This window comes from Pseudomonas sp. AOB-7 (assembly GCF_003696305.1).
GTDB lineage: Bacteria > Pseudomonadota > Gammaproteobacteria > Pseudomonadales > Pseudomonadaceae > Aquipseudomonas.
In genome coordinates this window covers 1-17,744 of record NZ_RFFK01000010.1, presented here as the reverse complement: position 1 = coordinate 17,744, position 17,744 = coordinate 1, and the positions used below count along the sequence as shown (strand labels likewise).

The window sequence follows — 17,744 nt, the reverse complement described above, 5'->3', positions numbered from 1 at the left end:
GTGTCTTTTAACCACTACTACCAGAGCGAACTCACCGCCCTGCGCCAACTGGGCAAGCGCTTCGCCGAGCGCAGCCCGGCGCTGGCGCCGTTCCTCGGCCAGGCCGGGCGTGATCCGGATGTCGAGCGCCTGCTCGAAGGCTTCGCCTTCCTCACCGGGCGTCTGCGGCAGAAGCTCGACGACGAGCTGCCGGAGCTGACCCATTCGCTGATGCACCTGCTGTGGCCGAACTACATGCGTCCGCTGCCGGCCTTCAGCATGCTGCAGTTCGACCCGCTGACCCGCCCCGGTCCGGCCTTGCCGGTCAAGCGCGGCACGCCGGTGGAGGCCAAGGCCATCGAAGGCGTCACCTGCCGCTTTCGCACCTGCTACCCCACCGAGGTGCTGCCGCTGGCGCTGAACGGCCTGGACTATTCGGTCAAGGGCGACGGCGCACTGCTCAGCCTGCGTCTGGGCATGAGCGCCGACGGCCATATCGGCGAGCTCGGCCTGAACAAGCTGCGTCTGCACCTGGCCGGCGAGCGCTATATCGGCCAGATGCTTTACCTGGCGCTGCTGCGCAACCTCGGCGGCATCCAGTTGGTGTTGCTCGATGCTGCTGGCAAACCGATGCAGGATGCCTTTGGCCAGACCCTGGGCACGCTGCAGCTCAAGCCCGAGAAGGTGCAGCCGGTGGGCTTCGCCGAAGACGAGGCGTTGATCCCCTACCCGCTCAATACCTTCCGCGGCTACCGCTATCTGCAGGAATACTTCGCCTTCCAGGACAAGTTCCTCTTCGTCGACCTGCTCGGCCTGGATGCCATTCACAGCTTGCCCGAGGATCTGCTCAAACAGGCGCGCGGCCTGGAGCTGCGCTTCGATATCCACAAGGCCGGGGTGCAGCGCATCCGCCCGACCCTGGAAAACGTGCGCCTGTACTGCACGCCGGTGGTCAACCTGTTCCAGCACGACGCCATCCCGATCCGCCTCGACGGCAAGCAGGACCAGTACCTGCTGTTGCCGGCCGAATTCGACGCGCAGCACTGCGGCGTGTTCTCGGTGGACCGCGTCACCGGCTGGAAGCCGGGCGGCATGGGCTACGAGGAGTACGTGCCGTTCGAGTCGTTCGAGCACGACCCCAGCTTCGACGTGCCGGTGGCGCGCCCGCACTACAGCGTGCGCCAGCAGCCCTCGATGCTCGGCGACGGCCTGGAGACCTGGCTCAGCTTCGGCCTGCGCAACCTCGACCAGCACGAGACGCTGTCCATCGAGCTGACCTGCACCAACCAGAACCTGCCGCGTCAGCTGAGCCTGGGCGATATCTGCCTGCCCAGCGAGGACACCCCGGATTTTCTCAGCTTCCGCAATATCAGCGCGGTCACCCCCTGCTACGCGCCGCCGCTGCACCGCGACTTCCTGTGGAAGCTGATTTCCAACATGTCGCTGAACTACCTGTCGCTGGCCAACGTCGAGGCGCTCAAGGTGATCCTCGAGACCTACGACCTGCCGCGCTACTACGACCAGCACGCCGAGCGCGTCAGCAAGCGCCTGCTCGGTGGCCTCAAGAGCATCGGCCACCGCCATGTCGACCGCCTGCACCGCGGCCTGCCGGTGCGCGGCGTGCGCACCGAACTGAGCATGAATCCGGACGGCTACCTGGGCGAGGGCGACCTGTTCCTCTTCGCCTCGGTCCTCAATGAGTTTTTCGCCCTCTACGCCAGCCTCAACTCGTATCACGAGCTGCACGTACAGAGCACACAGGGAGAGTTGTACAAATGGACGCCACGTATGGGGCAACAGCCCCTGCTCTGAGTCGACTGAGCAAAGGCATCCGCGAGTACAGCCTGTTCCAGGCCGTACAGCTGGTGCTGGAGCGTCTCAAGGTCGCTCATCCGCAACTGGATGAGGAGCGCCTCTACGAGTACCTGGAATTCCAGGCCAATCCGAGCCTGGGTTTCCCTGGCAGCGATATCGATCGCGTGCAGTTCTTCGAGGAGCACGGCGAGCTGCGCGCGCGCATGCGCGTCAACCTGGTCGGCCTGTTCGGCGGCGGTTCGCCGTTGCCGGCCTTCTACAGCGAGCAGGCCCTGGGCGACAGCGAGGACGGCAACCCGACCCGCGACTTCCTCGACCTGTTCAACAACCGTCTGCAGCGCCTGTTGCTGCCGATCTGGCAGAAGTACCGCTACCGCGCCAGCTTCCAGAGCGGGGCGATGGACGCCTTCTCCGCGCACCTGTTCGCCCTGGTCGGCCTGGGCAGCGAGCAGATCCGCCAGGCCCAGGAGCTGAACTGGAAGCGCCTGCTGCCCTACCTCGGCCTGCTCAGCCTGCGCGCCCACTCGGCGGCGCTGATCGAGTCGGTGCTGCGTTACTACTTCAAGCACGCCGAGCTGTTCATCGAGCAGTGCCTGGAACGCCAGGTGGTGGTGCTGGAAGAACAGCGCAACCGCCTCGGTCGCGCCAACAGCCTGCTCGGGGAAGACACCGTGCTCGGCGAGCGCGTCCGCGACCGCGGCGGCAAGTTCCGCATCCACGTGCGCCAGCTGGGCTGGACGCGCTTTCACGAGTTCCTGCCGATCGGCACGGGTTACCAGCCGCTCTGTGCGCTGGTGCGTTTCACCCTGCGCGATCCGCTGGACTACGACATCCGCCTGGAGCTGCGTCAGGACGAAATCCGCGACCTGCGCATCGGCGAAGGCAACCCCTGCCTGCTGGGCTGGACCACCTGGCTCGGCCGCGACAACGCCGACGGTCTGGTCACCCTCGGCAGCAAGATTCATTAAGGACAGATGAAATGATCAACGTCGACCTGCAACAACTGGTTCAAGCCCTGGACGCCGCGAGCAAGCGCGACCTGGAGATGGCCGCCGAACGCTGCGTGGTACGCGGCGGCAACAAGATCCTCGTCGAGGACCTGCTGCTGGGCCTCCTCGAGCGCCCGGAAAGCCTGCTGGCGCGTGCCCTGCAGGATGCCGAGATCGATGCCTTTGATCTGGCCCAGGCGCTGCAGCCGCGCGGCGAGCACAGCGAGTCGCGCAACCCGGTATTTTCTGCCGAGCTGGTGCAGTGGCTGCAGGACGCCCTGCTGGTGGCCAACCTGGAGCTGGGCGCCAGCCAGATCGACCAGGCCGCGCTGATCCTCGCCCTGCTGCGCAATCCCATGCGCTACGCCGGCAGCCGTTATCAGACGCTGCTGAGCAAGCTCAATGCCGAGCGTCTGCGCGACTTCGCCCTTAGCCAGCAGCCGCAGGCCGCGGGCGGCAAAGCGGCGGCGCCGGGCGAGTCGAACCTGGCGCGCTTTACCCACAACTTCACCCAGCAGGCCCGCGACGGCAAGCTCGACCCGGTGCTGTGCCGTGACGGCGCGATCCGCCAGATGGTCGATATCCTCGCCCGCCGGCGCAAGAACAACCCCATCGTGGTCGGCGAGGCCGGCGTGGGCAAGACCGCCATCGTCGAGGGCCTGGCCCTGCGCATCGCCACCGGCGAGGTGCCGCAGGTGCTCAAGGGCGTCGAGCTGCTGTGCCTGGACCTCGGCCTGCTGCAGGCCGGCGCCAGCGTCAAGGGCGAGTTCGAGCGCCGCCTGCAGGGCGTGATCGACGAGGTCAAGGCCTCGCCCAAGCCGATCATCCTGTTTATCGACGAGGCCCATACCCTGATCGGCGCCGGTGGCCAGGCCGGCAGCGGCGATGCCGCCAACCTGCTCAAGCCGGCGCTGGCTCGCGGCGAGCTGCGCACCATCGCCGCCACCACCTGGAGCGAATACAAGAAGTACTTCGAGAAGGACCCGGCGCTGGCCCGTCGCTTCCAGCCGGTGCAACTGCACGAGCCGAGCGTCGACGAGGCGGTGACCATTCTTCGCGGCCTGGCGCCGGTGTACGAGAAGAGCCACGGTATTTACCTGCGTGACGACGCCGTGGTCGCCGCCGCCGAGCTGTCGGCGCGCTACCTGGCCGGCCGTCAGCTGCCGGACAAGGCGGTGGACGTGCTCGATACCGCCTGCGCCCGCGTGCGCATCAGCCTGGCCGCCGCGCCCGAGGCGCTGGAGCGCCTGCGCGGCGAGATCGCCGAGGGCGAGCGCCAGGGCGAGGCCATGCGCCGCGACATGGACGCCGGCCTTGCCATCGACGGCGAAGCCCTGGATGCCCTGCAAACCCGCCTGGTCGCCGCCCGCGCCGAACTGCAGCAGGTGGAAACCCGCTGGGCGATCCAGCGCGACCTGGCCGAACGCCTGCTCGAGCAGCGCAAGCAATGCGCCGCCGCGCGTCTGGGTAACGATGAAGAGGTCAGCGACGAACCACGCCCGAGCCTGGAAGAACTGGAAGCCGAACTGCGCGCCATCCAGGCCGAACTGGCCGCCGCCCAGGCCAGCGAGCGCCTGGTCAGCTTCGAGGTCTGCCCGCGCCTGGTGGCCGAGGTGATCAGCCACTGGACCGGCGTGCCGCTGAGCCAGCTGGCGCGCGAGCACAACACCAAGGTCATCACCTTCGCCGAGGACCTGCGCCTGCGCGTGCGCGGCCAGGAGCAGGCGATCCAGGCGCTGGACAAGGCCATGCGCGCCACAGCCGCCGGCCTCAACAAGCCCGATGCGCCGGTGGGCGTGTTCCTCCTGGTCGGCCCTAGCGGCGTCGGCAAGACCGAGACCGCCCTGGCCCTGGCCGACCTGCTGTATGGCGGTGAGCGCTTCCTCACCGTGATCAACATGTCCGAGTTCCAGGAAAAACACACCGTCTCGCGTCTGATCGGCGCGCCGCCCGGCTACGTCGGCTACGGCGAAGGCGGCATGCTCACCGAAGCCGTGCGGCAGAAGCCCTACTCGGTGATCCTCCTCGACGAGGTGGAGAAGGCCGACCCGGACGTGATGAACGTCTTCTACCAGATCTTCGACAAGGGCGTGGCCAACGACGGCGAAGGGCGCGAGATCAACTTCCGCAACACCCTGATCCTGATGACCAGCAACCTCGCCAGCGAGCGCATCGCCAGCCTCTGCGCCGGCGGCGAGCGCCCGGCCGCCGAGGACCTGGAGCTGGCCATCCGCCCGCAGCTGAGCCAGCACTTCAAGCCGGCCCTGCTCGGCCGTATGCGCGTGGTGCCTTACTACCCCATGGACAGCGACCTGCTGCGTCAGCTGGTGGGTCTCAAGCTGGCCCGTTTCGGCGAGCGCCTGGCCCGTCGTCAGCTCGCCTTCAGTCATTGCGACGGCCTGGTCGAGCACCTGGCCGAGCGCTGCACCCATGGCGACAGCGGCGCTCGCCTGATCGATCACCTGATCGACCAGCACCTGCAGCCGCTGGTGGTCGACCGCCTGCTCGATGCCATGGCCGTCGGCGAAAGCCTGCAGCGAGTGCACGCCACCCTGGACGCCGATTCGGCTGTGACCTGCGAGTTCGCCTGAGGTGCTGCCGATGTTCGCCGAAGTCCCGCAACCGCTGCGTTACGCCGAAGCCCTGCTCGGCCGCTACGCTACGCTGGCTGGCGCCGCCAGCGGCGAGCGCCTGCTCGCCGAGCTGGTGCGCGCTGCCGCCGAGCTGGCCGATTGCGCCCTGGGCCAGCTGTATCTGCTGGATCACACCAATACCCGCCTGATGATGAGCGCGGAGTGGCTCGACGGCCTGCTGCAACCGCGCGAGGCGGCCAGCCTGCCCAGCGACTACGACGGCGAACAGCTGCTGCAGTACTGCCTGTGCCAGAACCAGGTGCTGTGTATCGATGAGCTGGACAGCGCCCTGCACAGCATCGCCTGCCTGCCCGAGGGCAAGGGCGCCTGGCGCAGCCTGTTGTGCCTGCCGCTGCACGACGGCGCCGGCCATACCCGTGGCCTGCTGCTGGTGGCCAGCCACGAGCGGCGCAGCCTGCAGGGTTTCGCCGCCTCCTTCGCCCAGCTCGGCCGTTTCGCCCTGGCCCAGCTGCAACTGCTGCAGCGCCTACGTGCTCCAGAGACCCCTGAACCGGCTTCGCCCGCTCCGGGTACACCCTGCGCCAGCGGTTATGGCCTGCTCGGCCAGAGCCAGGCCATGCGCCGCGTCTACCAGCTGATTGGCAAGGTGCTGCACAGCCCGGTCAGTGTGCTGCTCACTGGCGAGACCGGTACCGGCAAGGAACTGGTTGCCCGCGCCATCCACGATTGCGGCGCGCGGCGCAGCAAGGCGTTCATCGTGCAGAACTGTGCGGCGCTGCCGGAGAACCTGCTGGAGAGCGAACTGTTCGGCTATCGCAAGGGCGCCTTTACCGGCGCCGACCGTGACAAGCCGGGCCTGTTCGACGCCGCTGACGGCGGCACGCTGTTCCTCGACGAGATCGGCGATATGCCGCTGACCCTGCAAGCCAAGCTGCTGCGCGTGCTGCAGGAAGGCGAAGTGCGACCGCTGGGCTGCAGCGAGACGCACAAGGTCGACGTGCGCATCGTCGCCGCCACCCACCAGGAACTGCGCAAGCGTGTCGAGGAAGGCCGCTTCCGCGAAGACCTGTTCTATCGCCTGTCGCATTTCCCCATCGAGCTGCCGCCGCTGCGCGAGCGCGACGAGGACATCCTGCTGCTCGCCCGCCACTTCGCCAGCACCGCCAGCGGCCTGCTGCAGCGCGACGCCTGCCGCTGGAGCGACGCCGCCCTGGAGCACCTGGCCGGCTACGCCTTCCCCGGCAACGTGCGCGAGCTCAAAGGCCTGGTCGAGCGCGCGGTGCTGCTGTGTGAGGGCGGCGAGCTGCTGCCCGAGCACTTCAACCTGGAACACACGCAGAACCCCGATAGCGCGCCGCTAAGCCTGCGCGAGCGCATGGACCGGCTCGAACGCAACCTGCTGCTCGACTGCCTGCGCAAGAACCGCGGCAACCAGACCAATGCCGCCAACGAGCTGGGCCTGCCCCGGCGCACCCTGCTGTACCGCATGCAACGGCTGAAGATCAGCCCGAGCGAAGTGTGATGGGAGAAGCCATGAAGAATTTACCGGGCCGTATTGCCGCGTTCGTACTGGAGCCAATGATCTCCAGTGGGCGCATTGGGCGAGTCAAATATCTGCTGCTCCATGTGTGGAGCGCCTGGCCCATCTTCCTGCTCGTTGCCATCAGTGGCGAGAGCTACCCGATGTGGCTGCAGTACGTGCTCTCGTCTTTTGCTCTTTTCGCTTTCATTTACTGGTGGGTTGCCTCGCTAACTGCAGGCGTTCGTCGCCTGCATGATCTTGGTCGAAGCGGCTACTGGGTGCTGCTGATCAATCTGATCTGGCCGCTACTGCTGATCTGGCCCGGTCAACGCCAGAGCAATCGCTATGGTCCTCCCGCACCTAAACGTTTTGCTGCCAAACAGTTAAACGGGGCCATCTGACATGTTCATTTCCACATTTCTCAAAGGAGCGCATTCCATGCTGCATCGCTACCGGACCGCCGCCCTGCTGGCCCTGGCCATCGTCCTGGCCGGCTGCACCGGCAACTACAAGTTCAGCGACGACCAATACCGCCCGCTGGGCGATCCGCAAGCCGAGAAGCGCGGCCACTGACCGCGAGGAGCACAGTCACCATGGAACTGGTATTCGAGATGGTCAGCGCACAGCAGTTCGTGCCGGGTCTGCTGACCACCAAGACCTTCAAACAGGCCGGCGGCGTGATCGGTCGCGCCGAGGATTGCGACTGGGTGATCCCCGATCGCAAGCGCATCCTCTCCAGCCGCCACGCCGAGGTCAGCTATCGCGACGGCGCGTTCTTTCTCACCGACACCAGCAGCAACGGCATCGCCCTCAAGGACAGCGGCGCCAGCCTGGCCAAGGGCCGTCCGCAGCGTATCGAGCACGGCAGCGTGTACTGCCTGGGCGATTTCGAGATTCGTGCGCGGCTGGTGCGCGACCCGGCCATGTTTGAGGGCGATATCGGCCTGCCGCAGGCGGCCGGCAGCATCATCCCCGACGACGCCTTCCTCGATCTCGACCCGCTCACCGCGCTGGAGCAGCAGGAGCGCGTCTACGCCGAGGTGGACGATCTGACCGCCGTACTGCGCCCCAGCACCGCCCAGGCGCAACAGCGCGACTATGCGCAGATCGACGAGGAAAACCTGCTGGTGCCCGAGCTGGTGATGCCGACGCCGCCAGCCCAGCCGAAACCCGCGCCGGAGCCCGAGCGCCTGCCGCCGAGCTTCTGGGAGAAGTTCGCCGATGCCCTCGGCGTGCACCTCGACGATCTCGACATTGAGGCCCGCGAAGCCCTGGCGCTCAATGCCGCCAAGCTGCTCAGGCAGAGCGTCGGCAGTCTGCAGCAGGCCCTGCGCACGCGCGGCGAGCTGAAGAACGAGCTGCGTCTGGCCCTGACCACCGTGCAGGGCGCCGGCAACAACCCGCTCAAGCAGGGTCTGGACGCCGGAGAGACGCTGAGCGCCCTGCTGCGTGGCGGCAAACCCGGCCAGCTGCCCGCCGAACAGGCCATCAGCCGTGGCTTTCGCGACCTGCAGGCGCACCAGGTGGCGCTGCTCGCCGCCAGCCGCGCGGCGGTCAAGGGCATGTTCGAGCAGTTCGCCCCGGAGCAGCTGGCCATGCGTTTCGAACGCAACGGCCGCAAGCCGCTGCTCGCCACTGCCGGCAGCCGCTGGCGCGCCTACCGTCGCCTGCATGCGGACCTGCAGCAGAACGACGATTGGAGCGACCGCCTGTTCACCCGCGATTTCGCCAGCGCCTACGAAGAGCAGGTTCGCCTGATCGCCACCCTCAATACCGACCTTCAAGGATGATGCCCATGCCTCGCCTGCTTTCCCTCGCCTTCATCGCCGCGCTGCTGAGCCTGGCCGGCTGCGCCGCGCTGTCGCCCTATTCGAGCATGACCAAGCTGGACCTGAGCCTGGCCGGCAGCGACCAGCTCAACCCCGATCTCAACGGCCGCCCCTCGCCCATCGTGCTGCGCCTGATGGAGCTCAAGCACCCGGTGGCCTTCGAGAACGCCGATTTCTTCTCCCTCTACCAACGGCCCAAGGAGGCCCTGGCGCCCGACCTGGTGACGCTGGAAGAACTGGAGCTGCGCCCGGGCGAGACCCGTGAACTCAAGGTGTCGGTGCAGGAAGGCAGCCGCTACGTCGGCGTGCTCGCCGCCTACCGCGACCTGCCGGAAGCCAACTGGCGCTACGTCATCGCCATCGACGCGCAGCAGCGCAACCAGGCGCGCCTGCGCCTCGACGAGCGCGGCATTCGCAACCTCGATGCCGAGCAGGAGCAAAGCCGATGAGCCAGCATAAAGTCATCTGGCAGGAGGGCATGCTGCTGCGCCCGCAGCACTTCCAGCAGAACGATCGTTACTTCGAGTACCAGCTCAAGGTGCGCACGCAGAAGCTGGCCAGCTACGCCTGGGGCTTCTTCGAGCTGGAGATCGACCGCCAGTTCCTCAACATGGGCAAGCTGGTGGTGAGCAAGGCCAGCGGCGTGCTGCCCGACGGCAGCCTCTTCGACCTCGGCGCCGAGCGCGAGCCGCTGGGCTTGGACGTGCCGCCGAACACCGGCAACACCCCGGTGTACCTGGCGTTGCCGCTGGTCACCGGCAACCATATCGAGAGCCGCCGCCCGGAGCAGAAGGATGTGCTGGCGCGCTACGTCGCCTTCGACGAGGAAGTCGCCGACTGCAACGCCGGCGACAGCAGCCACAGTCAGGTCAGCACCGGTCGCCCGGATTTTCGCCTGCTGCTCGGCGAGCAGCAGAGCGACCAGGCCTATGTGAAGCTCAAGCTGTGCGAGGTGCTCGACACCACGCCGGACGGGGTGATCAGCCTCGACCCCGAGTTCAGCCCGACCTACGTCAACTTCCAGGCCTCCGGCTACCTGCTGAGCTGCCTCAAGGAAGTGATCAGCATGCTCGCCCACCGCGGCGACATACTCGCCGAGCGCATCCGCGCCACCGGCAAGGTGGGCGGCGCCGAGGTTGGCGACTTCATGATGCTGCAGCTGATCAACCGCTACGAGCCGATCCTGCGTCACCACCTGGGCGTCGAGCAGGTGCACCCGGAGCAGATCTACCGCGAACTGGTGGGCCTGCTCGGCGAGCTGGCCACCTTCTCCAGCGAGACCAAGCGCCCGCGCCTGGAAGGCCGCTACCTGCACAGCGACCAGGGCATGAGCTTCCGCAAGCTGATGGACGCCATTCGCCAGGTGCTGTCGATGGTGCTCGAACAGCACGCCATCGAAATGCTCCTGCAGCAGCGCCAGTACGGCATCCAGGTGTCGCCGCTGCACGACCACAAGCTGCTCGGCACCTCCAGCTTCGTGCTCGCCGCCAGCGCCCAGTGCGACTCCGAGGAGCTGCGCCAGCGCCTGCCGGCACACCTCAAGGTCGGCCCGGTGGAGCGCATCCGCCAGCTGGTCAACCTGCACCTGCCGGGGATCAAGGTCAAACCGCTGCCGGTGGCACCGCGGCAGATTCCCTTCCACTCGGGCAAGACCTACTTCGCCTTGGAGCTCAGCTCCGAGGAACTGGCGCAGCTGGAACGCTCCGGCGGCTTCGCCTTCCACGTGTCCGGCGAGTTCTCCGGGCTTGAGCTGAAATTCTGGGCGATCAGGAACTGACGATGACCATCAAGGAAATGGAATACGGCCAGGATGACAAGACGGTCATCCTCAACCGCAAGGGCGAAGCCCGCGCCGAAAGCCCGCTGACCGACTTCAGCGCGCCGCCGAAATTCGAGCAGCTGGAAGAACGCATGATCTTCGCCGCGCGCCTGCGCCCGGCAGAGAGCTTCAACATCAGCCTCAACCCGCTGGTGGCGGCGGCCTCCGCGCTGCTCTCGGAAGTGGTGCGGCTCAAGCACAGCTTCGAAAGCGAGGACCTGGACGCCCTCAACCAGCGCCTGACCCGCGAGATCAAGCTGTTCGAACACCGCGCCCTGCACGACGGCGCGGAAAGCAGCCAGGTGATGGCCGCGCGTTACGTGCTGTGCACCGTGGTCGACGAGGCCGTGGTGACCACGCCCTGGGGCAACGAGAGCCAGTGGTCGCAGATGAGCCTGCTGTCGTCCTTCCACAACGAGACCTTCGGCGGCGAGAAGTTCTTCCAACTGCTCGAACGCCTGTCGCGCAACCCGGTCAAGCACCTGCCGATGCTGGAGCTGATGTACCTGTGCCTGTCGCTTGGTTTCGAGGGCAAGTACCGCGTGCTGCCGCGCGGCATGCTCGAGCTGGAAGCGGTGCGCGACAGCCTCTATCGGCAGATCCGTCAGCTGCGCGGCGACGTGCCGCGCGAAGTCTCGCCGCACTGGCAGGGCCTGAAGGACACCCGCCGGCGCCTGGTGCGCATCGTGCCCTGGTGGCTGGTGGCGCTGTTCACCCTGATGTGCCTGGTGATGATGTACGCCGGTTTCGCCTGGGTGCTCGGCGAGCAGCGCGACACCGTCCTCAAGCCGTATCAGCAACTCGACCCGGCCTCGGGTGTCAGCATGGATGACGTGAAATGAAGAGCTTCTTCGCCAAACTTGGCGCCTTTTTCCGCAAGACCTGGGTCTGGAGCCTGCTGCTGGTGCTGGTCCTCGCCCTGCTGGTGTGGTTCGTCGGCCCGCTGCTGGCGGTCGACGACTACAAGTTCTGGGAGTCGGCCACCAGCCGCCTGCTGACCATCAGCCTGCTGTTCCTGCTCTGGGGCCTGGCCATGGTGTTCGCCAGCTGGCGCGCCACCGCACGCAAGAAGGCCGAGGAGAACGACGCCGAGGCGCAGGAGCGCCTGCGCCGCGAGGAGCAGATCGGCGAGGAGCAGAATGAGCTGCGCCACCGCTTCAAGGACGCCCTGCGCACCCTCAAGCGCTCCAGCCTGTACCGCGGGCGCAGCGAGAAGTGGCGCAACGACCTGCCCTGGTACCTGCTGCTCGGCCCGCAGGGCAGCGGTAAGACCAGCCTGCTGGACTTCTCCGGCCTGGACTTCCCGCTCAACCGCGGCGACAGCCAGCGCCTGACCAAGGACGTTTCCGGCACCCGCTACGCGGACTGGTACTTCGCCGACCATGCGGTGCTGATCGACACCGCCGGGCGCTACCTGACCCAGCCCGACGCGCAGGTCGACGGCCGCGCCTGGGGCACCCTGCTCGGCCTGCTGCGCCAGCGCCGCGCGCGCCCGCTCAACGGCGTGCTGGTGAGCATTCCGGTCGAGCAGCTGCAGGGCGGCAGCGAAGTGGAGCTGGAAACCCTGGCCCGCCAGACCCGCCAGCGCCTGCACGAGATCCATCAGCGCCTGGGCGCCGACGTGCCGGTCTACCTGGTGCTGAGCAAGGCCGACAAGGTGCTGGGCTTCGACGAGTTCTTCGACCAGCTGTCGCGCGAGGAGAGCGAGCAGGTGCTCGGCGCCAGCTTCCGCAAGGAGCAGAACGCCAGCGACGTGGGCGTCGTACGCCAGGAGTTCGAAGAACTGCTGCGCCGCCTCAATAGCCAGGTGATCCTGCGCATGCACCAGGAGCGCGACACCCAGCGCCGTGGTCGCATCCTCGACTTCCCGCACCAGCTCGGCCAGATCGGCGAGCGCCTGTGCCTGTTCATCGAGCTGGCCTTCGCCGGCAACCGCTACCAGCGCGCCAGCAAGCTGCGCGGCTTCTACCTGACCAGCGCACCGCAGCTCAACGAACAGCTCGACCCGCTGACTGCCGGCATCGGCCGCAACCTCGGTCTGGCCGGCAGCGCGCTGCCGACCTTCCGCACGGGCCGTGCACGCTTCATCAACCACCTGCTGAGCCGGGTGATCTTCCCCGAGGCCGACCTGGCCGGGCTCGACCAGAAGGAAGTGCGCCGCATCGACTGGGGCCAGCGTGCCATGTACGCCACCGCCTTCGCCGTGCTGGCGCTGTTCGGCGTGCTCTGGGCTACCGGCTTCTCGGCCAACCACGGGCGTCTGGAACAGCTGCGCGAGATCGCCCAGAAGCTCACCCGCGAGCACCAGGCGATCAACCCGCAGGACGACGCCCTGCAGACCCTCAAGGCGCTGGACAGCAGCTACGCCGCCACTCTGGTGTTCCCGCCCAAGGGCGAAGTGTCCTACCTGCAGCGCAGCGGCCTGTTCCAGGGCGAGGCGGTCAATCCGGCCGTTTATTCGACCTACCGCGCCGAGCTGGAAACCCTGCTGCTGCCACGTGTGGCGCGTCAGCTGGAGGCGCAGATCCGCGCCAACCTCGGCGACCGCGAGCGCCTGCTCGGCAGCCTGCGCGCCTACCTGATGCTCAACCTGGAAGAGCGCCGCGACGCCGCCTTCCTCAAGGAGTGGGTAGCCGCCGACTGGTCGTTGCGCTATGCCGGCAACAGCCCGGCGCAGCATGGCCTCAACACCCATTTCGCCCGTCTGCTCGACGAGTCCTTCGCGCCCTATGCGCTCAACGCCCAGCTGGTCGTCCAGGCGCGCCAGGTGCTGCGCAGCGAGTCGCTGGCCAATGTGGTCTATCGCATGCTGCGTGAACAGGCGCGCAGCCTGCCGGACTACCGTCTGAGCCAGAAGCTCGGGCCGCAGGCCGGGCTGATCAATGGCAGCGACTACGCCATCCCCGGCTTCTACACCCAGGCCGGCTACAGCAAGACCTTCACCGCCCAGGGCGGCAACCTGGTGCGCGAGATCCTGCGTGACAACTGGGTACTGGGCGAGGGCGAGAGCCTCAGCGCCGGCGACCTCGGCCGCCTGATGGTAGAGCTGGAGCAGCTGTACTTCCGTGATTACGGCAACTACTGGGGCGAGGCCATCGCCCAGCTCAGCCTGGAGCCGATCGGCAGTGCCGGCCGAGGCGCCGCCCTGCTCGGCGGCCTGACCGCGGCCAATTCGCCGCTGCTGCAACTGCTGGTGGAAGTGCGCGACAACACCCGCTTCAAGGGCCTGGCCGAGGCCGCCGACGACGCTGGTGCCGCCGCCGAAGCGCTGGAGGGCGCCAAGGGCAAGCTGGGCAAGGCCGCCAAGCTGGCCAGTGCCGCCGCCGAACAGGCGCAGCAGGCGCTGGCCAAGAACACCCCGGACACCGCGCGCAAGACTCTGGAGCGCCGCTTCGAAGTGCTGCACAAGCTGCTCGACGACAACGGCGGCGCCGGTGTCGAACTGGCCGCCAGCCTGCAGGCGCTGGACGAACTGCAGCGCCAGCTGGCCAGCCTGGCCAATGCCGGTGCCAGCGACCAGGCTGCGTTCGAGATGGCCAAGGCGCGCATGGCCGGCAAGCGTGACGCGATCAACCAGGTGCGCAGCGCCGCCGCGCGACTGCCGCAACCGGTGGGCAACTGGCTGGCGCTGCTGGCCGAGGACAGCTGGACCCTGGTGCTCAATGATGCCTACCACTTCCTCAATCAGCGCTATCAGAGCGAGCTGTACGCCGCCTACGACAACTCGCTGAAGCAGCGTTACCCGTTCAGCGCGCACAGCGAGAGCGACGTGGCAGTGGCGGATTTCCGCGAGTTCTTCAAGGCCCAGGGCATCGCCGAGCGCTTCTTCGACCAGTACCTGCGCCCCTTCGTCAGCGGCAGCGCCGACGAATACCGCCTGCGCCGCGTCGATGGCCGCGGCCTGCCGCTGTCGCGCGAGTTCCTCCTGCAGATGAGCCGCGCCCAGGTGATCCGCCGCAGCTTCTTCGCCGAGAACCCGGCCGAGCCGCAGGTGCTGTTCAAGCTCGAGCCCTACTCGCTGGACTCCAGCCTGAGCCGCGCCGACTTCCGCTTCGGCAAGCAGCAGCTGGAATACCGCCACGGCCCGATCGTCGCCACCGCCTTCCGCTGGCCGGCGGCGAGCGAGGAAGACCGCACCAGCCTGGTGGTCGAGGAACTCGGCGGTCGCCGCGTCGGCATCGAGAAGAACACCGGCCCCTGGTCGCTGTTCCGCCTGCTCGACCTGATGGACGTGGACTACCACAGCGGTCGTGACGTGCTGATCCTCAAGGCCAACCTCGGCGGCCTGCACGCCAACTACCTGCTGCACAGCCAGCGCTCGCCGAACCCGTTCGACATCGGCCTGCTGCGCAGCTTCAAGCTGCCGGCGACGCTCTGATGGCGGCAGTCGCCAACGCCTGGCGCAGCGCCGCGCGCACCGACACCGGCAAGGTGCGCGCGCGCAACGAGGACGCCTTCCTGGCCCTGCCCGAGCAGGGCCTGTGGGTGGTGGCCGACGGCATGGGCGGGCACCAGAACGGCGCCCTGGCCAGCCGCCTGATCGTCGAGCAGCTGGCCGAGCTGGCACAGGGCAGCCTGGAGCAGCGCCTGGTGGCGCTGCGTCAGGCGCTGCACCGGCTCAATCATCGCCTCGGCCAGGAGCTGACGGTAACCGCCGAGCGCCCGGATACGGTGATCGGCAGCACCGTGGTCGCCCTGCTGCTCGACGGCGACCGCGCCGCCTGCGTCTGGGCTGGCGACAGCCGCTGCTACCTGTGGCGCGGCGCGCGTCTGTATCAGCTCAGCCGGGATCATTCGCTGGTGCAGCAACTGATCGACGAACAGGGCCTGACGCCGCAGGAGGCCGCGCGCCATCCGGCGGCGCATGCCCTGACCCGCGCCATCGGCGCCAGCGAGACCCTGCAGCTGGACATCCTCGAACTCGACGTGTTGCCCGGCGACGTCTTCCTGCTGTGCAGCGACGGCCTCTACCAGGGCGTTTCCGCCGACGAGCTGGGCGCCTGCCTCAACCTGCCTTCGCCGCATCTGGCCGTGGAGCGCCTGTTCCAGCGCGTGCTCGACGGTCCGGCCCGTGACAACCTCAGTGCCGTGGTGATCCGCCAATGATCGAAGCCGCCGAAGCCAGCGACCTCACCTACTTCGCCCTGGCCGCCACCGCCGCCAAGGAACCTGTGCGCGAAACGCCGCGTCAGGCCCCCGGCGAGCTGCCGGAGGCGCTCGGCGGCCGCTACCAGATCGAGCGTCTGCTCGGTGTCGGCGGCATGGGCGCGGTATACCGCGCGCGCGATCTGCTGCGCGAACAGTTCGGCGACCCGGAGCCCTATGTCGCGCTGAAGACCCTGAGCGACGACTTCGCCGAATACCCGGACGCCAACGCCCTGCTCTACAGCGAGTTCGCCCTCACCGCGCGGCTCAGCCACCCCAACGTGGTGCGCCTGTTCGGTTTTGAGGTGGACATTCCCAGCCAGCGCGCCTTCATCACCCTGGAACTGCTGCGCGGCCTGACCCTCGATCAGCTGCTCTGTGAACGCCCCGAGGGCTTGCCCTGGGACGAGCTGCGCGGCATCGCCATTACGCTGCTCGAAGCCCTGTGCTATTCGCACCAGCTGGGCGTGCTGCATGGCGATCTCAAGCCGAGCAATGTGATGCTGGCCGAAGACGGCCTGCGCCTGTTCGACTATGGTCTCGGCCAGCCGGTGGAGGGCCTGCTGCCCGGCCTGCCGCGCCTGTGCCGCAGCCGCATTGCCGCCTGGACACCGCGCTACGCCGCGCTGGAATTGCTCGAAGGCGCGCCGCTGTCGGCGGCTGCCGATGTCTATGCGCTGGCCTGCGTGCTGGTCGAGCTGGCCAGCGGACAACACCCGTTCCGCCGCCTCAGCGCCAAGCAGGCCAAGAGCATGGAGCTGGACAGGCAGTTGCAACGCCCGGCGCAGGTGCCGCTGCACTGCTGGCAGGCCCTGCGCACCGCGCTGGCCTTCGACGAAAGCCAGCGGCAGATCGGCTGCAGCGAGCTGCTCGAGGCGTTTCGCCGGCCACCGGCCTCGCGTTTGCGCCGCTGGCTGGGCAAGGCATAAGGACTCAATCGAAAGGATACGCATATGTTCAACCCGGCCAACGAAACCCATTTCAGCCTGACCATCGAAGGCGTCGAGCACGATCTGCAGGTGCTCGAATTCAGCGGCCGCGAGGCCATCAGCCAGCCCTATCGCTTCGACGTCGAGCTGATCAGTGAACGCCCGGATCTCGATCTGACCAGTCTGCTGCATCAGCGCGCCTTCCTTGCCTTCAGCCCCAATGGCGACGGCATCCACGGCCTGATCCACCGGGTCGAGCAGGGCGAGTCCGGCAAACGCCTGACCCGCTATCGCCTGACCCTGGTGCCGCAACTGGCCTACCTGGCGCACCGCACCAACCAGCGCATCTTCCAGCACCTGACGGTGCCGCAGATCGTCGTCCAGGTGCTGGAAGAACACGGCATCGTGGAGGGCCGCTACCAGTTCCAGCTTGGCCCCACCGTCTACCCGCAGCGCGAGTACTGCGTGCAGTACGACGAGAGCGACCTGCACTTCGTTCAGCGCCTGTGCGAGGAGGAAGGCATCCACTACCACTTCCAGCACAGCGCAAGCGGCCACGTGCTGTGCTTCGGCGATGACCAGACCGCCTTCGCCAAGCTCGGCCAGCCCACGCCCTATATCCAGGACAGCGGCATGACCGCCGATGATCCGGTGATCAAGCGCCTGGCTCTGCGTCTGGAAACCCGCACCCGCAGCACCACCCGCCGCGACTACGACTTCCAGCAGCCGCGCCTGCTGCTGGAGACGGCCTACCAGGGCGAGCAAGCCGGCGAGAACGACGGCCTGCCCGATCTGGAAGACTACGACTACCCCGGCCGCTACACCTACCGCACCCGCGGCAAGCACCTGGCCAAGCGCGCCCTGGAACGCCACCGCGCCGACTACCAGCAACTCGAAGGCCAGAGCGACCAGCCGCGGCTGGTTACGGGGCACCTGCTGGAAATCTCCGAACACCCGCGCCGCGAATGGAACGACCTCTGGCTGCTCACCGAAGTGCTGCACGAAGGTAAACAGCCGCAGGTGCTGGAAGAGTCGATCACCAGTGATCTACGCAGATCGACCCCCTCTCCCCTCCGGGGAGAGGGCTGGGGTGAGGGGGAAAGGGGCGACTCGGATTTCCACC

The 17,744-nt window shown here is 67.4% G+C and carries 14 protein-coding genes; all 14 read left to right on the top strand.

Annotation, left to right across the window (positions count from 1 at the left end; genetic code table 11):
- Positions 1–1,791 (top strand): type VI secretion system baseplate subunit TssF, encoded by a 1,791-nt coding sequence (tssF, locus tag EA796_RS17495; RefSeq protein ID WP_122109532.1) that lies wholly within the window; start codon positions 1–3, stop codon positions 1,789–1,791.
- A complete protein-coding gene (gene tssG, locus EA796_RS17490; protein ID WP_122109531.1) occupies positions 1,755–2,762 on the top strand; it encodes a type VI secretion system baseplate subunit TssG in 1,008 nt (335 codons plus the stop codon). The genes tssF and tssG overlap by 37 nt, the downstream gene beginning before the upstream one ends.
- 11 nt (positions 2,763–2,773) lie before the next feature.
- Positions 2,774–5,374, top strand: a complete 2,601-nt coding sequence (gene tssH, locus EA796_RS17485; protein ID WP_122109530.1) for a type VI secretion system ATPase TssH — start codon at positions 2,774–2,776, stop codon at positions 5,372–5,374.
- A gap of 10 nt (positions 5,375–5,384) precedes the next feature.
- Positions 5,385–6,899 (top strand): sigma 54-interacting transcriptional regulator, encoded by a 1,515-nt coding sequence (locus tag EA796_RS17480; protein ID WP_122109529.1) that lies wholly within the window; start codon positions 5,385–5,387, stop codon positions 6,897–6,899.
- 11 nt (positions 6,900–6,910) lie between these two features.
- Positions 6,911–7,300 (top strand): DUF805 domain-containing protein, encoded by a 390-nt coding sequence (locus EA796_RS17475; protein WP_158603101.1) that lies wholly within the window; start codon positions 6,911–6,913, stop codon positions 7,298–7,300.
- A gap of 37 nt (positions 7,301–7,337) precedes the next feature.
- Positions 7,338–7,472, top strand: coding sequence for a hypothetical protein (locus EA796_RS17470; RefSeq protein ID WP_021444061.1), 135 nt, complete (start codon positions 7,338–7,340; stop codon positions 7,470–7,472).
- Positions 7,473–7,492: 20 nt separating this feature from the next.
- Entirely contained in the window at positions 7,493–8,689 is a 1,197-nt protein-coding gene (gene tagH, locus EA796_RS17465; protein ID WP_122109527.1) for a type VI secretion system-associated FHA domain protein TagH, read from the top strand.
- Positions 8,690–8,694: 5 nt separating this feature from the next.
- On the top strand, positions 8,695–9,177 hold the full coding sequence (gene tssJ, locus EA796_RS17460) for a type VI secretion system lipoprotein TssJ (protein WP_122109526.1): 483 nt from the start codon (positions 8,695–8,697) through the stop codon (positions 9,175–9,177).
- On the top strand, positions 9,174–10,505 hold the full coding sequence (gene tssK, locus EA796_RS17455; RefSeq protein ID WP_021444064.1) for a type VI secretion system baseplate subunit TssK: 1,332 nt from the start codon (positions 9,174–9,176) through the stop codon (positions 10,503–10,505). The genes tssJ and tssK overlap by 4 nt, the downstream gene beginning before the upstream one ends.
- Before the next feature lie 2 nt (positions 10,506–10,507).
- Positions 10,508–11,389 carry a type IVB secretion system protein IcmH/DotU gene (icmH, locus tag EA796_RS17450; RefSeq protein ID WP_003242082.1) on the top strand — a complete coding sequence of 294 codons (882 nt, stop codon included), beginning with the start codon at positions 10,508–10,510 and terminating at the stop codon, positions 11,387–11,389.
- On the top strand, positions 11,386–14,925 hold the full coding sequence (tssM, locus tag EA796_RS17445; RefSeq protein WP_122109525.1) for a type VI secretion system membrane subunit TssM: 3,540 nt from the start codon (positions 11,386–11,388) through the stop codon (positions 14,923–14,925). The genes icmH and tssM overlap by 4 nt, the downstream gene beginning before the upstream one ends.
- Positions 14,925–15,653 carry a PP2C family serine/threonine-protein phosphatase gene (locus EA796_RS17440; protein WP_122109524.1) on the top strand — a complete coding sequence of 243 codons (729 nt, stop codon included), beginning with the start codon at positions 14,925–14,927 and terminating at the stop codon, positions 15,651–15,653. The genes tssM and EA796_RS17440 overlap by 1 nt, the downstream gene beginning before the upstream one ends.
- A complete protein-coding gene (locus tag EA796_RS17435; RefSeq protein WP_178082576.1) occupies positions 15,650–16,621 on the top strand; it encodes a serine/threonine-protein kinase in 972 nt (323 codons plus the stop codon). The genes EA796_RS17440 and EA796_RS17435 overlap by 4 nt, the downstream gene beginning before the upstream one ends.
- A gap of 24 nt (positions 16,622–16,645) precedes the next feature.
- Positions 16,646–17,744 (top strand): type VI secretion system tip protein TssI/VgrG (gene tssI, locus EA796_RS17430; protein WP_178082575.1); only part of this gene is annotated, 1,099 nt, incomplete at its 3' end.

Excerpts from the sequence above, each read along its gene's own strand:
- tssG (WP_122109531.1), top strand. The coding sequence starts at position 1,755 with ATGGACGCCACGTATGGGGCAACAGCCCCTGCTCTGAGTCGACTGAGC.
- tssH (WP_122109530.1), top strand. The coding sequence starts at position 2,774 with ATGATCAACGTCGACCTGCAACAACTGGTTCAAGCCCTGGACGCCGCG.
- EA796_RS17480 (WP_122109529.1), top strand. The coding sequence starts at position 5,385 with ATGTTCGCCGAAGTCCCGCAACCGCTGCGTTACGCCGAAGCCCTGCTC.
- EA796_RS17475 (WP_158603101.1), top strand. The coding sequence starts at position 6,911 with ATGAAGAATTTACCGGGCCGTATTGCCGCGTTCGTACTGGAGCCAATG.
- EA796_RS17470 (WP_021444061.1), top strand. The coding sequence starts at position 7,338 with ATGCTGCATCGCTACCGGACCGCCGCCCTGCTGGCCCTGGCCATCGTC.
- tagH (WP_122109527.1), top strand. The coding sequence starts at position 7,493 with ATGGAACTGGTATTCGAGATGGTCAGCGCACAGCAGTTCGTGCCGGGT.
- tssJ (WP_122109526.1), top strand. The coding sequence starts at position 8,695 with ATGCCTCGCCTGCTTTCCCTCGCCTTCATCGCCGCGCTGCTGAGCCTG.
- tssK (WP_021444064.1), top strand. The coding sequence starts at position 9,174 with ATGAGCCAGCATAAAGTCATCTGGCAGGAGGGCATGCTGCTGCGCCCG.
- icmH (WP_003242082.1), top strand. The coding sequence starts at position 10,508 with ATGACCATCAAGGAAATGGAATACGGCCAGGATGACAAGACGGTCATC.
- tssM (WP_122109525.1), top strand. The coding sequence starts at position 11,386 with ATGAAGAGCTTCTTCGCCAAACTTGGCGCCTTTTTCCGCAAGACCTGG.
- EA796_RS17440 (WP_122109524.1), top strand. The coding sequence starts at position 14,925 with ATGGCGGCAGTCGCCAACGCCTGGCGCAGCGCCGCGCGCACCGACACC.
- EA796_RS17435 (WP_178082576.1), top strand. The coding sequence starts at position 15,650 with ATGATCGAAGCCGCCGAAGCCAGCGACCTCACCTACTTCGCCCTGGCC.